We start from the raw sequence: 14,652 nt of genomic DNA on the forward strand, positions 1-14,652 counted from the left end.
CGCGCCGTCGCCGGTCAGCTGCCGATCGGGCCGCCGTCCAGCCGCCAGGTGACCACCACGCCGGGCTTGGCGTAGTCGCCGTCCGGCCAGGTGGAGGCCGGGTTCTCCACCGAGGCTCCGGTGATCTCACCCGGGTGCTGCACCGCCACGAACACCGACCGGTTGTCACCGGTGATGAACGGCCCGCAGGTCTCCGCGCCGAGCGGCACGGTCAGGAACTGCTTGAGGTGCCCCCGCTCCGGGCCCTCGACGGCGGTGGCGAACAGGCCGTCGTTGCTGCCCAGCGCGTTGCCGTCGGTGGAGATCCAGAGGTTGCCCGTGGCGTCGAAGGCGACGTTGTCCGGGCAGGAGATCGGGGAGACCTTCGCCTTGTCGTACCCGGCGAAGTGGGTGGCCGGGTCGGCCGGGTCGCCGCAGACGATCGGCAGCGACCAGGCGAACGTCTCCGCCGCGTTGTTGTTGCCGTCCTCGACCAGTTCCAGCACCTGGCCGTGCTTGTTGAGGTTGCGCGGGTTGGCCTCGTCGGCCGCCGCCTTGCCCGCCTTGCCGCGGTCGGTGTTGTTGGTCAACGCCACATACACCTTGCCGGTGAGCAGGCTCGGCTCGACGTCCTCCGGGCGGTCCATCTTCGTCGCCCCGGCCTTGTCCCCGGCCAGCCGGGTGAAGGTGAGCACGTCTGCGGCGGTCATCCCGTCGACGTACGACCGGTTGCCGCTGACCAGCCTGATCCAGCGGCCCCGGCCGTTGAACGCCCCGTCGGCGGGCAGCGCGCCCGACCCGTCGATCTCGGCGGCCGAGTTGCCTTCGAGCTGGGCCACGTACAGGGTGCCGGACTCCAGCAGGGTCAGGTTGTGCCTGCGGGCCACCGACGAGTCGCCGGCCATGAGCTTCCTGTCCGAGACGAACTTGTACAGGTAGTCGAACCGCTCGTCGTCCCCCATGTACGCGACCACCCGGCCGTCGCGCGCCACGATGACGTTCGCGCCCTCGTGCTTGAACCGGCCCAGCGCGGTGTGCTTGCGCGGCCGGCTCTCCGGGTCGAACGGGTCGATCTCGACGACCCACCCGAACCGGTGCGCCTCGTTGGGGTGCTTCGCCAGGTCGAAGCGCTCGTCGGCGCGGTCCCACCTGCGGTTGCCACTCGGATACCGGTCGGTGGTGTTGATGCCGTACCGGGCCAGCCTCGGCCGCAGCTCCTCCGGCGCGCCGTCGCCGCCGACGAAGTACTGGTTGAAGTTCTCCTCGCCGGAGAGCACGGTGCCCCACGGGGTGACGCCGCCCGCGCAGTTGTTCAGCGTGCCGACGACCGTGCGGCCCTTCGGGTCGGCGGCGGTCCTCAGCCATGCCGAGCCGGCGGCCGGGCCGGTCAGCTCGAACCTGGTGGCCAGTGCGGTGACCCGCCGGTTGTACGGCCGCCGGCCGCCCCCGACCGGCCGCCACTGCCCGGTGCCGTCGACCCGCTCCAGCTCGACCACGCTCATCCCGTGCGCCGCCATGGCGACCCTCACCTGCTCGACGGTGAGCGCGTCCAGGCCGGTGAAGCCGGGGAACATCAGGTCCTCGTTGGTGTACTCGTGGTTGACCACGAGCAGTGCCCGCCGGCCCCGTTTGTCCAGCGGCAGCACGCCGACGAAGTCGTTGTTGTAGCCGAACTGCTTCGCCTGCTTGGCGGCGGTCTGCCCGTGCGGGTCGAACTCCGGCGCGCCCGGCACCACCGGGTCGCCCCAGCGGATCACCACGGCGTGGTCGTACCCGTTGGGGACCACCAGCGTGTCGAGCTTGTTCGGCGGGATCGGCTTGAAGGTCAGCGCGCCGCTGCCCACGCCCACCGGCGGCCGGCCGAACCCGGTGGCCTCCGGCACGACCGGGGCGGCCGGTGCGGCGGACGCGGCACCCGCCCCGGCCAGCGCGCCGACGGCGGTGCCGCCGAAGCCGAGGACGAGCGCACCCACCGCGCCGGCCCGGACCACGCCGCGCCGGGACACCTCGGCGTCGACCACGTCACCGAAGTACGGGTTGCCGGAGGAGTTGGGCACCGGGTGGTCACAGGCGTTGCCGCACCGGTACAGACAGGTCATGGCGTCACGGCTGCCGTGGCGCGTGGCGCCCAGCAGGGGAAGCAGCCGGGGACGGTTGCTCATCGGGAGGTGCCTCCTGGAGGGAAGTGCGGGGCACGCCGGGATCAACCGTCCGACGTGCGTACCCGGCGGACGCTAGGAGGACGCGGTGAGCGCGGCCCGGCCCGAACGTGAACCGGGCGTGAACACCTGCGCCGGATGCGCCCCGTCGGCCCGCGGATGAACCGATCGGGGCCGCCGGACGTACTTTCGGGCGAAGGCGCCGCCGGGCCACCCGACGGCGCGACCCGCTGGACTCCCCGACGCCCGAGGAGGCCGCCATCAGCGACCACGACGCCCGACTGCTGCGCGCCCTGCACGACGCGCACGCCGACGCGCTCCACGCGCACGCCCTGCGGCTGGTCAACGGCGACCGGACCCGGGCCGAGGACCTGGTGCAGGAGACGCTGCTGCGGGCCTGGCGGCATCCGGAAGCGCTCGACCCGATGCGCGGCTCGGTGCGGGCCTGGCTGTTCACCACTGCCCGGAACCTGGCCATCGACGCCTGGCGGCGGCGCTCCACCCGGGTCGGAGAGGTCTACACCGACGAGCTGCCGGAGCCCTCGGAGGCGGTCGACGAGGCGGAGCGGGCGGTGGAGGCGTGGACGGTGGCCGAGGCGTTGAACCGGCTCAGCCCGACCCACCGGGAGGTGCTGATCGAGTGCTTCTACCAGGGACGCTCGGTGGCCGAGGCGGCGGCGCGGCTGGGCGTGCCACCCGGGACGGTCAAGTCCCGCACCCACTACGCGCTGCGCTCACTACGGTTGGCGCTGGCCGAGATGGGGGTGACCCGTTGACCCGCTGCGAGTTCGCCCACGACGACGGCGCGTACCTGCTGGGTGCGCTCGCCCCCGCCGAGCGAGCCGCCTACGAGCGGCACCTGGCCGGCTGCGCCTCCTGCCGGGAGGCGGTGGCCGAGATCGCCGTGCTGCCCGGGCTGCTCGGCCGGCTCGATCCGGCGGGGCTGGTGCCGTTGCTGGAGCCGGCAGCCGAGACCTCCCGGGTGGACGCGCTGCTCGTCGCCGCGCGGGACCGCCGCCGCCGCGATCGCCGGGCCGCCGGCCGCCGGTACGTCGTGACCTCGCTGGCAGCCGCCGTGCTGGCGCTGCTTGCCGGGCTCGGCGCGGCCACCCTCCGGCCGGCCGTCGAGGTCACCCCGGCGCCGGCCCCGCAGGTGCCGATGGCCGCCATGCGGACGGTCGCCGGCGCGGTGCCGGTGCACGCCGAGATCGGGCTGACCGGCACCCCGTGGGGCACCGAGGTCACCATGCGCTGCGGGTACGACCGGCGGGACGGCCACCGCAAGGCGTACACCTTCCGGCTGGTGGCGTACGGCCCGGACGGCGCGACGGAGCAGATCGGCTCCTGGCTGGCCGCCCCCGGCGACGACCTGCGGTTCACCGGCACCACCCACTTCACCGACGGCGAACTGGTCCGCCTGGAACTCCTCCGCGCCGACGGCACCCCGATCCTCGCCTACGACACCCGCTAACCCACCCCACCCCCGACCCTTGCCTTCCGCGATCTTGTAGTTGCGGCCCGGGCGAATCCGACTAACGCGGCGAATCGGGGGCCGCGAGTGCAAGATCGGCGGGGGTCGCGGCGCGGCGGGCGCGGCGGGAACGGCGGGCGTGGCGGAGGGCGTCCGTGGTGAAGACCACCAGGGCCAGCCAGACCAGGGCGAAGCCGGCCAGGCGGGCCGGGGGCATCGGCTCGTGGAAGATCAGCACGCCGCAGCCGAGCTGGAGGATCGGCGCGACGTACTGGAGCATGCCCAGCGCGGTGAGCGGCAGCCGGTTGGCCGCGCCGGCGAAGAACAGCAACGGGATCGCGGTCGCCGCCCCGGCGAGCACCAGCAGCGCGGTGTGCCCGGCCGAGACGTGGCCGAACGCGAGGTCGCCGGTGGCGGCGAGCCAGCCGAGGTAGCCGAGGGCGGGCAGGGCCAGCACCGCCGACTCCACGAAGAGACCCTCCGCCGCCGGCAGCCCGAGGCGCTTCTTGACCAGCCCGTACCCGGCGAAGCTGACCGCCAGGGTGAGCGCCAGCCAGGGCAGCCGGCCGTAGTCGACGGTGAGCACGCCCACCGCCGCCGCGCCGATGCCCAGCGCCAGCCACTGGGTGGGGCGTAGCCGCTCGCGCAGCACGGTCACCCCGAGCAGCACCGACACCAGCGGGTTGATGAAGTAACCGAGCGCGGTCTCCACCACCCGCTCGGAGTTCACCCCGTAGATGTAGGTGCCCCAGTTGACCGCGATCAGCGCGGCGGCGGCGGCGATCCCGGCCAGGGCCCGGGGGCGGCGGGCCAGCGCGCGCAGGAAGCCGATGTTGCGCAACGCGGCGAGCAGCAGCGTCACGAACACCACCGACCAGACGATCCGGTGCGCCAGGATCTCCAGCGGCCCGGCCGGCTGGAGCAGCTTGAAGTAGAGCGGGAAGAATCCCCAGAGCAGGTACGCGCCGAGGCCGTAGAGGTATCCGAGGCGGAGCGGGGTCACCTGTCCACCGTAAGGGGTGAATCGGCCTCTGGTTCCTTTCCGGTGAGCTGGCTCACCCGCTCGTCGTACTCCATCCACCGGCCCGGGTCGACCGGGGCGAAGCCGACCTTCGCGTACACCGCGTGCGCGTCGGCGGTGGCCAGCACGATCCGTCGTACGCCGAGCTCGGCCAGGTGGTCGCGGGCCGCGCCGGCCAGCCAGGTGCCCAGCCCGTGCCCCCGGGCGACCCGGTCCACATAGACGTCGCAGAGCCAGGCGAAGGTCGCCCCGTCGGTGACCACCCGGGCCACGGCGACCTGACGACCGTCCCCGGGGCGGTACACGCCGAACGGCAGCGAGCCGGCGAACGCCCGCCCCACGGTCTCCCTGTCCCGCCCGAGCGCCCAGTACGCGTCGGTGCAGAGCCAGCGGTGCACAAGGTCGAGGTCGAGCCGGGCCGGGTCGGTGCTGAGCAGGTAACCGTCGTCGCGGGTCAAGGTGATCACGCCCCGACGCTAACCCCGTGGCTGTGGCCCCTCGCCAGCCAATTCCCGCCAACTGGCCTCACCGGCAACGCTCAGTCGCGGTCGAGCAGGACGCCCAGGAGCCAGGTGACGACGCCGACGAGGAGCGCCCCGAGCACCGCCGCCGGCCAGAAGCCGTCCACGTGGAACGGCAGCCCGGCCTCGCCCGCGATCCAGCTCGACAGCAGGAAGAGCAGGCCGTTCACCACCAGCGCGATCAGGCCCAGGGTCAGTAGGTAGAAGCCGCAGCCGACGGTCTTGATGACCGGCTGGAGCACGGCGTTCACGACGCCGAAGATCACGGCGACGAGGACCAGCGTGACGACCGCCTCGGTGGCCGAGCCCGTGTCGAGCGTGATGCCCGGGATGAGCAGGGTGGCCAGCCAGAAGGCCAGTGCCGTGCTGCCCAGCCGGATCAGTAGTCCCTTCAGGAAACCCATGGCCACGGATGGTGCCACGGACCCGCCACCGACGGAACCCGCGACCGGCCGGGTGGACCACTGCGGTTCAGCCCCGCCCCGGCCGGCCGACCAGTTGCGACTCGATCGGGGTGGGCGAGAGCAGCGCCCAGCGCAGCGCCCGCCGGTTCACCACCGCCACCATGTCCTCCCGGATCCGGGTCAGCCAGTCCGCCGATCCACCGAGGCCGAGCGCGGCCCCGGCGAGCGCGGCCTCGGCAGGGCTCAGCGGTTGCAGCACCACCAGGTCCGCCCGGCTCAACGGGTCGACGTCGGCCGGGGTGAGGTCGTCCCGGACCACCAGGGTGGACTGCCAGGCCGGCACCGGCCCCGCGGCCGGTGGCACCGGCCCGGCGTCCACCACGATCAGCAACGGCCGCAGCGGAGAGGCGGGGTCGCCGCCCACCGACCGGCCGGGTGGCAGCACCGGGATCGACCCGCCGGGCGTGCCGACGCCCCGGACGAACCGCTCCCACGCCCGCGGCCGGGTCGTCTGCACCGCCACCACGGCACCCAGCGCCATCGCCCGCAGGGCCACCAACTGGGCGGCCCGGACCCCGCCGACCAGCATCAACCGGGTGCCCTCCGGCCGGAACAGGCGGATCGTCACGGCCTCGCCGCGCCGGTTGGCGCCCACCATCAGCCCGGCCTCGCCGACCGGCAGCTCCAACGCGTCCACGGCGACGGCGCCGACCGGGGCGCCCGGGACCGCCGACGCGAGCGGCAACGTGCCGGCCAACGCCGGGAGCTGCTGGCCGTCGAGCCGGTCCACGTCGCCGCCGGCCGAGTCCACCAGCCCCCGCAGGGCCTGCGCCGCCACCGACAGCTCGCCGGGCGTCCAGGCGGCCAGCCGTACGGTCAGCTCGGCCGGCGGCCCCGCGCCGTCGACGCCCGTGTGGGGGCCGACGCAGAGCGAGACCGTGGTCGCCGCCGCCGGCAGGACGAGCAGCCGGGGCACCAGCCGCCGCCCGCCGTCGGTGCGCACGTCCGGCACGCGGCACACCCGGAACGTGGTCTGCCACAGCGCCCCCGTGCGCACCGCCGGCCAGGACTCCAGCACGGGGTCGCCGTCGTCGCAATGCGCCAGGTCCGCGAGTACGCGCAGCGTGGCGTGCGCGCCGAGCGGGCGGGCGGTCACCGGCCCGAGCCGGCGGACGATCCGCCGGACCACGCCGGAGAGGGCGACCCGGAGGTCCTCGTCGGTCCACCCGACGACGCGTAGCACCCGGACCGCGAGCAGCGCCCGGTCCCGCCCGGCCAGCCGTCCCTCGGTGAGCTGCCGGTACGACGTCGCCACCGTGCCGCCGCCGGACGTGGTGGCCGGCGCGGGTGAGCCGCTGAACAGCAGCTGGAGCCGGACCGGGGGCAGTTCCGGCGAGACCGGCGGCAGCAGCGTCGACGGCGCGGGGAGGCCACGGGGGCCGTCGCCGAGCAGGTCGCCCGGGTCCCCGATCTCCAACACGGCGGTCAGCCCTCCGGCGTCGTCGACCACCGCGGCCGGGCCGCCGGCCAGCTCCGCCGCGCGTACCGCCGCGCCGGAAGAGAGCAGCCCCAGCAGGCCGTCCGGGCCGGCGGTGGGCACCGGGGCGTGTCGTCGGCGGAGATGGCCGCCGGCGACGCCGAACCAGCTGAACAGCCAGCGGCCCCGGATCCGCACCCACGAGCCCGCCAGCAGCGCCGTGGCCAGCAGCACGGCGACCCCGGTCGCCGCCGTGCCCCGGCCGACCCCGGCGGCGACCAGCGCCACCGCGACCTGCGAGGCGACCACCTGACCGGCCCGCCGCCCGGCCGACGGTCGCGGGCCGGCGGCGGGTATCCACTGTGGGGGCAGCGGCTGCCGGTATGCCGGCTGGGCCGCAGTTGTGGCCATGGCCGTGATTGTGGCCGTGGTCGTGGTGGCCGTCACCGCGCCTCCCCAGCGCTCGCCCGGCGACGCCGGGCGGAGTCACGGCGTCGGTGCGGTCGGTGCCGCAGCGTCATCGTATGACTCCGTCCCGACGCGGGAGGCCCGTGGTTGTCCACAGGGGAGCGCAGCGGGGTAGCACAACCACCACCGGGCGGCTACCGTCAGCGACGAGTTCGCTGAGTCCTCACCCGCACCGGCGCCGCCCGCCGGCGGGGCGAGCGGCGCGTCCGCCACGGGCGCGGCCGACGGCCAGCCACCATCGAGGAGACGAGGTGACGTCCGGGGTGTCCCAGACCCAGGCAGAAGCCGCGGTGATGCAGCAGACCGCCGCGAAGTTCGAGCAGGTGGACCAGTCCCTGCAGGCCATGCTGACCGGCCTGCTGGCCGAGCTGGAGGTGTTGCAGCAGGCCTGGCGGGGTGCCGGTGGGCGCTCGTTCGAGCAGGTGAAACAGCAGTGGTCGCAGGACCAGTCGGCGTTGCAGCGGGCGCTGCGGGAGACCGCGTCCGCCATCCGCACCGCAGGCCAGCAGTACGACGCCTCCGACAACGAGGCCGCCAGCCGGGTCGCCGGCACCAACCGCGGCATCCAGTTGCCGCTGTAGCACTCTCCCGGAAAGGGGATCATCCGATGGACCACGGTGTGCTGGTCGTCAACTTCGCCGCCCTGCACCAGGCCGGCGCGGACATCCAACGAGGGCTGAAGACGCTGGACGACCAACTCGGGCAGCTCGAACGGGACGCCGCGCCGCTGGTGGCGGGCTGGGACGGCGAGGCCCGGCAGGCGTACGAGCAGCGCCAGACCCGGTGGCGGTCCGCCTCGCAGGACCTCCAGGCGATGCTGCGCGACATCAAGCTCGCCGTCGACGACTCCGCGTCCGACTACCTCGACACCGAGAAGCGGAACGTCAACCTGTTCCAGTGAGCCTTCCCCGGCGATGCCCGACTTCCGTCGGGCGCCGCCGGGAACGCCCGGATGTCCTGCGGCACCCCGGTTCGGCGGGGTGCCGGGTGGCGGTCAGGGTGCCGGCCGCCACCGTCGGCGCGCCGCCCGGGGGAGCACCACGGCCAGCAGCACCACGCCCGCCACGGTGGCGCCGGTGACGGCGGCGACGGCCAGCGCCCGGTCCCGGGCCGCCGCGCGTCGGGCCTGCCGGGCGAGCAGGGCGGGATCGGTCCGGTCCGCCGGCAGCGCTCCGCCGCCACGCTTCCGGCCCGCCCGACTCGCGCCGGTCTCGGTCACCGCCCGGTACGGGTTGAGCACCCCGGCGCCGTACCCGTCGCCCGAGCCGTCACCCGGGGCCGGATCGGCCGTCGCGACGATCCGCTGCGTCACCTGGGCGGCGGTCAGTTCCGGCCGGTACTCCCGGACGAGCGCCGCGGTGGCCGCCACGAACGGGGCGGCGTAGCTGGTGCCCTCGGCCCGGTGGTGGCCCTGCCCGGGCCCGGCCGTCAGCACCTCGCCGCCGGGGGCGACGAGGTCGACGTACGGGCCGGCCTGCGAGAAGTCGGCCCGCCGGCCGTCGGGGCCGATCGCGCCCACGCCGAGCACCCCGTCGTACGCGGCCGGGTACGGGCGGGGGTTCCCGCCGTCGTGCAGGTTGCCGGCGGCGGCCACCACGACCACGTCCCGGTCCAGCGCGTAGCGGACCGCCGCCCGGACGGCGGGGTGGTCGACATACAGCACGAGGGAGAGATTGAGCACGTCGGCGTCGTGGTCGACCGCCCAGCGAATCGCCCGGGCGAAGGCCGGCGCGCCGACCGTCCGCCCCGCTTCGCGTCCCTCGACGACCTGCTGCTCGCTGACCCGCACCGGCAGGATCCGGGCGCGGGGGGCGAGCCCCTGGAACGCGACGCCGGCACGCGGCACGGCGGCGATGACGCTCGCCACGCCGGTGCCGTGCCCGGCGCAGTCCCGGCTGCCGTCGCCCCCCGGGTCGAGGAAGTCGGCTCCGTCGAGGATCCGGCCGGCCAGTTGCGGGTGCCGCCGGTCCACCCCGGAGTCGATCACGGCGACGGTGATCCCGGCCCCCGTTGCCAGGGCGGCGAGCCGCTCGGGGGCGTACCGGCGCTGGGGCCAGGGGGTGGCCGCGATGGGCCGGACGGGCGCGAGCGGGGTGGCGCACCCCGGCGCCGCCGCGCCTCGGAAGCCCGCGAGGTCGAGCCTGTTCGCCGCGCCTGCCGGCTCGGCCACGCGCGGTCCGCCTCCCTCGCCCACCGGGTCGACCGTGCCGGACCGGTCCGGCGGGGGCCACGGGTCGGCCACGCGCGTCGGGGTGGCGGGCAGCATGATCAACAGGGCCGCCGCCGCGGCGGCGAGGACCGGTCGCGCGGTGGGCCGGGGCATCGATCGCCTCCGTATCGTGTCGGCTCCGGAACAGGATGTTAGTCCCACCCGGATCGCCCGGCGGGGCGTCACCGGCCAGCCATTGTGATCTTGTTACCACCTTGTAGGTTGTACGCGATGCCTATGGCCTGTTCACGGGAGGAGAGGTGGCCGTGACCGACTGGGAGCCGGCTACCGAGGCCGAAGCGGCGATGCGGGACGCACTCCGCGCCAACGACCAAGAGCTCTACTTCCGCGTGCTGGCCCGTACCGAGCTGCTGTTGCCGGTTTCCACGCAGGCGCTGGCCGGGCAGGCCCCGATGGGCTGGGGGACCTGGACCACGGGTGGGCGTACGCACGTGCTGGCGTTCACCTCGCCCGCCGCGTTGCAGGCCTGCCTGGGCGGGAACCCGGCGGCCCACCGCCGCAGCGCGTACGCCGATCTCGCCGTCGACTGGCCCAACCACGAGTGGTGGCTGGCGGTCAACCCGGGCCTGCCCATCGAGGGGTACCTTCCCGCCTGGTTCGTCTCCCAGCTGTCCCGGGGCGACGTGCGGCTGCCCGGCCGCACCATGGGCGCCCGGGCCCGCCTGGAACGCGCGGAGAACGTCGCCAGGACCAGGGCCACCGCGGTGGTTCCCGGCCGGGACGCCCCGACGTCGCCGGTGCCGAGCCTGCCGGAGCCGTCGGTCGCGGGACCGCCGCCGGGACGCCCCACGACCGAGCCGTCCGCCGCCGCCGAGGTGCCCACCGCGCCGCTGACCACCGCCCCGCCGGAGCCGGTCCTGCCCAACTCGGTCCTGCCCAACTCGGTCCTGCCTACGTCGGTCCCGCCCGGGCCGTCGTTCCGGTCGCCCGGCGGCGCGGGCGAGCCCGCAGCCGGCGGGCCGTACCGGGCCGGGGACGCGGCCGGCCGACCAGGTCCCGCCGTGGCCGGTGGGCCGGACGACACCGAGGCGATCCGCGCCGACGCGGCAGCATCCGGATCGGCGTGGCTGAACGTCTCCCGGCGGCGGACGCCCGAGGTGCCCCCCGTCGGCGAGGCGGCAGCGGGCGGGGGCGGAAACGGCCGGTCCCCCGATCCTCCGGTGCCGCCCACCCCGCCCGCCTCCTTCTTCGAGCCGGCGTCCGGCCGGAGCCGAGCCGTCCGGCCGATTGGGGAACCCCGCCGCCCCGCTGAGCGGGCTGCCCCGCCATCCCGGTTCGCCGGGGGTGGTCAGCCCTTCCCACGGCGACGTCCGGCCTCGGACCCGGCCACCGAGCAACCGCCGCACGCCTTTCACCCCGCCGCACCCGCAGAGCCGTCGACGGTGGCGTTCCCGCCCGCCGGTGCGGCCCCGTCCGCGTCGCAGCCCGAGCCGATTCGCCCCGGTGGCGCCAGCCCCGACGAGGTCACCCGGGCGTTCCGGCCCGATGGTGGTGGCTCGGAGGAGGTCACCCGGGCGTTCCGGCCCGACGGTGGTGGCCCGGACGAGGTGACCCGGGCGTTCCGCCCTGACGGTGGTGGCCCGGACGAGGTGACCCGGGCGTTCCGGCCCGATGGTGGCGGCCCGGAGGAGGTCACCCGGGCGATCCGGCCCGGGGAGGTGACCTCACCGGGCTCCGGCCCGGCCGGCGTCGAGGACCCCACCCAGGCCCTGCGTTCCGGCGGCGGGGCACCGCCGGAGCCGACCCGTCCCCTCGGGGCCGATGGTGCGGGGGCCGCAGGCGGGCCGCCACGTCGTCGACCCGGGGCCGGCGCAGCCCAGGCGTTCCCGCGCCCCCGCCCGGGGGCGGAGGGGGAGGAGCCCACCCGGTCCCTTGCGGAGCCACCCGTCGCCGCACCGGTCGAGGAGATGGCGGAGGAACTGCCGACGTCGGTCGTCGAGCCGGTTTCCGGGCCGCCCGCGTCCCGCCGTTCCTTCTCGCCCATCGTCATCGAGGGCACCATCATCGAGGCGCGTGACCTGCCGGCGACCGAGCCGGCCGCGGCGCCGGGGGTCGCCCCCGGCCCGTCTCTTTTCGGCGGCACCCCGCCGGCCCCCGCCTCGACACCGATGCCCGACCTCGGCGGGCTCGACCCGGTGCCCGAACTCGACCGGATCGACCCGGTCTCCGATCTTGGTTGGCCCGCACCGCCGTCCCGCCCCGACGATGCCGGCGCGGTCTCCGGACCGCCCGCCCCGGACGACCCGGACCCGACGGCCCTGCTGTTCCCCCCGTCGACGCCACCCGCGCCGGACCCGCCGGCCGGGTCCCTGTTCCGCCCGGCCACGTCCGGCGTCGTCGGCCCCGAGCCGGCCGGCGGCGTCGTATCGGCTGTGGAGCCCGAGCCAGCCGTGGACCCCGAGCCAACCGTCGGTGCCGTGTCGACAGGGCCCCTGCCGGGCCCGCCGTCCACCGGGGAGCCGGACCTGGGCACCGCCGGGGAGCCGGACCCGGCGAGGGCCGGCGAGCCGGTGGCGGCCCGGGAGCAGGAACAGGCGGCGTCGGCAGCCCCTGCGGACGACTTTCAGCCGGCGAACGAGGTGGAGGAGGACCTGCTCGCCGCCGCCGGCACCGGCAGTACCGACAGCTTCCTCTCCACGCTGCTGCTGGCCCGGGTGCTGCTGCCGGTGGCGCCCGACTCGGCCACCGACAGCCGGCCGGGGGACCCGGGCTTCGTCTGGCGGACCGAGCGGCTGGACGGCGAGACGTACGTCGTGGTCCACACCTCCCCGGAGCGGCTGGCCGACCACGTCGACGAGCCGGTGGAGACGGTACGGGTCAAGTTCGTCCAGCTGATCCGCTGCTGGCCCGACGACGCCTGGTCGTTCGCGGTGAACCCGAACACGCCGGTCGGCGCGAAGCTGCCCGGCGAGCAGATCGTGGCGCTGGCCAACTGGGCCGCCGAGGTGGGGCTCGGCGACGACGCCGGGAGCGAGCCGGAGCCCGAGCCGGAGCGGGTCGTCGAGGCGTCCACGGGTGCTGTCCGGCACGTCCCGCCGCCCGTGGACCCGAACCGACCCGTGGTGATGCAGAAGGCGATCGCCCCGAGCCAGCTCACCTACTACCTGGAGCGCGGCTACGACCGGGTCTCCGGCTTCGTGCACCGGGCCAACGAGCTGGCCCACCTGAACAGCCCCGCCCAGTTGCACGACGCGTTGGGTCTCGGGTACCCGGACTCGCCGTTCTCCCGGGACGCCGCGCAGATTTACGTGCTGCGCTGGCCGGCGCACCGGCCGAGCCTCTACCGGATCCCCTACGGCGGGCAGAACGAGGGCGCCATGCGGGCCATGGAGGGCTGGGTCATGGAGCGCCCACCGTTCCGGGGAAACGGCTTCGCCCCGGGCGACAGCAGCGACGTGGTGGCGGAGTTCAAGGTGGACAGCGCCCGGCTGCCGCACGGCGCGGAGCTGTGGCGGATCGGCGCGGACGGCACCGAGCGCGTGGTCGCGATCCTGGACACCGATGCCCTGCTCTGGCGACAGGTCGGTGAGTCCTGATGCGCGACGGTTACGTGGCCCGCTGGCGCGGGCGTGAATACCAGGCCAGCCCGGACGGTGACGATGTCCGGCTGTACCAGCCGGAGCCCGGCGACGGGTTCGAGGAGATCCGCCCCGGCCGGTACGTCCGGGTGCTCCCGGTGACCGAGATCGACGAGCTGGCGTACGTCCGGACCACCTGCACCTGGCAGGGGCAGCCGTTCATCGTGCTGGCCGAGCACGACGGCTGGCTGCGGGTGGAGTACACCGGCGGGCGCTGGCCGGTAGCTCGGGCGATGGGGCTGGAGGTCTTCGACTTCGGGGTGTACCAGGGCTGGGCCCCGGCCCGCGAGGTCGCCGAACTGCGCGAGCAGCGCCTCTGACCCGACCGGTGCGGGCGGCACCCCGACGGAGGCGACGCCCGAGCCGGTCAGGACTTGGCCCAGCGCAGGATCTCGCCGAGCACCACGTCCCGGGCCTCGACGTGCGGGAAGTGCCCCACGTCGTCCAGCAGCCGCCACTCGTAGGGGGCCACCACGTACCGGCCGGAACCCTGGGCGGTACGCGGCAGGGAGGCGACGTCCAGTGCGCCGTGCAGTTGGAGCGTCGGGGTGATCAGGGGCTTCTGCATCAGCCGGACGAACCGGTAGCCGTGCAGCCGCAGCACTGACCGGAACGCCCACCGGTAGCCCTCCAGCGCGCAGAACGCGGCCTGCGGGATCCGCATCGCCTCCCGGCAGCGCTCGGCGTACGCCTCAAAGTCGGGCCCGGCCACCCAGCGCGGCCCGCCCCAGCGGCGCAGCGCCTCCTCGACGGCCGCCGCGTTGTCCCGGGTGAGCACGTGCTCGTACCGGGGCAGCTGAAACTTCAGGGTGGGTGTCGCGGCGGTGAACTGGCCACGCGGGTCGGCGAAGATCGCCGCCCGCAGCCGGAGCGGGTGCGGGGCGCCGAGCACCACGAGCCGGCGGACCAGCGACGGGTGGAACGACGCGACGGTCCAGGCGATCATGCCGCCGGCCCCGGTGCCCACCACGGTGGCGGAACGCTCGCCGAGGCCGCGAATCAGGCCGGCGACGTCGGCGGCGAGGGTGTAGCCGTCGTACCCGCGCGGGGGCTTGTCGCTGGCGCCGTAGCCGCGCAGGTCGACCGCGACCGCCCGGAAGCCCGCGTCGGCCACCGCCGGGAGGATGTCGTGCCAGGCCCACCAGTGCTCGGGGAAGCCGTGCAGGAAGAGCACCATCGGGCCGGTGCCGGCCTCGACCACGTGGAAGCGGCTGCCGTTCGCGCCGACGAACCGGTGCGTCCACGGCCCCTCGGTGAGGACACAGGTCTCGTCGACGGCCCCGCCACGCTGCTCGGTCATGCCCACAGCCTATGACCCCGGCGCGCCTGCCTGTCCCGGCGTTC

At 75.2% G+C, this 14,652-nt stretch carries 13 protein-coding genes; 6 read left to right on the forward strand and 7 right to left on the reverse strand.

The annotated features are described in order from the left end of the window. Nucleotides 1-14: 14 nt before the first annotated feature. Nucleotides 15-2,141, reverse strand: coding sequence for a PhoX family protein (locus ACFYZF_RS16065; protein WP_387020808.1), 2,127 nt, complete (start codon nucleotides 2,139-2,141; stop codon nucleotides 15-17). Nucleotides 2,142-2,419: 278 nt separating this feature from the next. Between ACFYZF_RS16065 and ACFYZF_RS16070 the strand changes: the two genes are divergently transcribed. After that, nucleotides 2,420-2,914: a sigma-70 family RNA polymerase sigma factor gene (locus ACFYZF_RS16070; RefSeq protein WP_387021545.1), complete on the forward strand. Its 495-nt coding sequence runs from the start codon at nucleotides 2,420-2,422 to the stop codon at nucleotides 2,912-2,914. Next, nucleotides 2,911-3,609 carry an anti-sigma factor family protein gene (locus ACFYZF_RS16075; RefSeq protein WP_387020811.1) on the forward strand — a complete coding sequence of 233 codons (699 nt, stop codon included), beginning with the start codon at nucleotides 2,911-2,913 and terminating at the stop codon, nucleotides 3,607-3,609. The genes ACFYZF_RS16070 and ACFYZF_RS16075 overlap by 4 nt, the downstream gene beginning before the upstream one ends. Nucleotides 3,610-3,670: 61 nt before the next feature. Here ACFYZF_RS16075 and rarD read toward each other — a convergent pair whose 3' ends face one another. The 4 genes from rarD to eccE form a co-directional block, all read right to left on the reverse strand. Next, nucleotides 3,671-4,612: an EamA family transporter RarD gene (gene rarD, locus ACFYZF_RS16080; protein WP_387020814.1), complete on the reverse strand. Its 942-nt coding sequence runs from the start codon at nucleotides 4,610-4,612 to the stop codon at nucleotides 3,671-3,673. Next, nucleotides 4,609-5,097, reverse strand: coding sequence for a GNAT family N-acetyltransferase (locus tag ACFYZF_RS16085; protein WP_387020817.1), 489 nt, complete (start codon nucleotides 5,095-5,097; stop codon nucleotides 4,609-4,611). The genes rarD and ACFYZF_RS16085 overlap by 4 nt, the downstream gene beginning before the upstream one ends. Before the next feature lie 71 nt (nucleotides 5,098-5,168). Then, on the reverse strand, nucleotides 5,169-5,555 hold the full coding sequence (locus ACFYZF_RS16090) for a phage holin family protein (protein WP_350883363.1): 387 nt from the start codon (nucleotides 5,553-5,555) through the stop codon (nucleotides 5,169-5,171). A 67-nt stretch (nucleotides 5,556-5,622) separates the two neighbouring features. Continuing rightward, the gene (eccE, locus tag ACFYZF_RS16095) at nucleotides 5,623-7,443 is read right to left on the reverse strand and encodes a type VII secretion protein EccE (RefSeq protein WP_387020819.1); all 1,821 of its coding nucleotides are present in this window, start codon (nucleotides 7,441-7,443) and stop codon (nucleotides 5,623-5,625) included. Nucleotides 7,444-7,763: 320 nt separating this feature from the next. On the opposite strand from eccE, the gene ACFYZF_RS16100 reads away from it, so the two are divergent. Then, nucleotides 7,764-8,081: a WXG100 family type VII secretion target gene (locus tag ACFYZF_RS16100; protein WP_387021548.1), complete on the forward strand. Its 318-nt coding sequence runs from the start codon at nucleotides 7,764-7,766 to the stop codon at nucleotides 8,079-8,081. Between the two features lie 26 nt (nucleotides 8,082-8,107). Beyond that, a complete protein-coding gene (locus ACFYZF_RS16105; RefSeq protein ID WP_387020822.1) occupies nucleotides 8,108-8,401 on the forward strand; it encodes a WXG100 family type VII secretion target in 294 nt (97 codons plus the stop codon). Between the two features lie 93 nt (nucleotides 8,402-8,494). Here ACFYZF_RS16105 and mycP read toward each other — a convergent pair whose 3' ends face one another. Beyond that, a complete protein-coding gene (gene mycP, locus ACFYZF_RS16110; protein ID WP_387020825.1) occupies nucleotides 8,495-9,823 on the reverse strand; it encodes a type VII secretion-associated serine protease mycosin in 1,329 nt (442 codons plus the stop codon). Between the two features lie 152 nt (nucleotides 9,824-9,975). Between mycP and ACFYZF_RS16115 the strand changes: the two genes are divergently transcribed. Both ACFYZF_RS16115 and ACFYZF_RS16120 read left to right on the forward strand, forming a co-directional pair. Beyond that, on the forward strand, nucleotides 9,976-13,266 hold the full coding sequence (locus ACFYZF_RS16115) for an SseB family protein (RefSeq protein WP_387020827.1): 3,291 nt from the start codon (nucleotides 9,976-9,978) through the stop codon (nucleotides 13,264-13,266). Further along, nucleotides 13,263-13,628, forward strand: a complete 366-nt coding sequence (locus tag ACFYZF_RS16120) for a hypothetical protein (RefSeq protein WP_387021551.1) — start codon at nucleotides 13,263-13,265, stop codon at nucleotides 13,626-13,628. The genes ACFYZF_RS16115 and ACFYZF_RS16120 overlap by 4 nt, the downstream gene beginning before the upstream one ends. Before the next feature lie 47 nt (nucleotides 13,629-13,675). Here the strand turns inward: ACFYZF_RS16120 and ACFYZF_RS16125 are convergent, their stop codons facing one another. Further along, the gene (locus tag ACFYZF_RS16125) at nucleotides 13,676-14,608 is read right to left on the reverse strand and encodes an alpha/beta fold hydrolase (protein WP_387020829.1); all 933 of its coding nucleotides are present in this window, start codon (nucleotides 14,606-14,608) and stop codon (nucleotides 13,676-13,678) included. Between the last annotated feature and the right edge of the window lie 44 nt (nucleotides 14,609-14,652).

The organism is Micromonospora sp. NPDC001898, from assembly GCF_042891255.1.
GTDB lineage: Bacteria > Actinomycetota > Actinomycetes > Mycobacteriales > Micromonosporaceae > Micromonospora.

What these genes read in the sequence shown, in the direction of transcription:
- ACFYZF_RS16125 (WP_387020829.1), bottom strand. Translation starts at nt 14,608, where the DNA reads ATGACCGAGCAGCGTGGCGGGGCCGTCGACGAGACCTGTGTCCTCACC.
- ACFYZF_RS16105 (WP_387020822.1), top strand. Translation starts at nt 8,108, where the DNA reads ATGGACCACGGTGTGCTGGTCGTCAACTTCGCCGCCCTGCACCAGGCC.
- mycP (WP_387020825.1), bottom strand. Translation starts at nt 9,823, where the DNA reads ATGCCCCGGCCCACCGCGCGACCGGTCCTCGCCGCCGCGGCGGCGGCC.
- eccE (WP_387020819.1), bottom strand. Translation starts at nt 7,443, where the DNA reads ATGGCCACAACTGCGGCCCAGCCGGCATACCGGCAGCCGCTGCCCCCA.
- ACFYZF_RS16065 (WP_387020808.1), bottom strand. Translation starts at nt 2,141, where the DNA reads ATGAGCAACCGTCCCCGGCTGCTTCCCCTGCTGGGCGCCACGCGCCAC.
- ACFYZF_RS16090 (WP_350883363.1), bottom strand. Translation starts at nt 5,555, where the DNA reads ATGGGTTTCCTGAAGGGACTACTGATCCGGCTGGGCAGCACGGCACTG.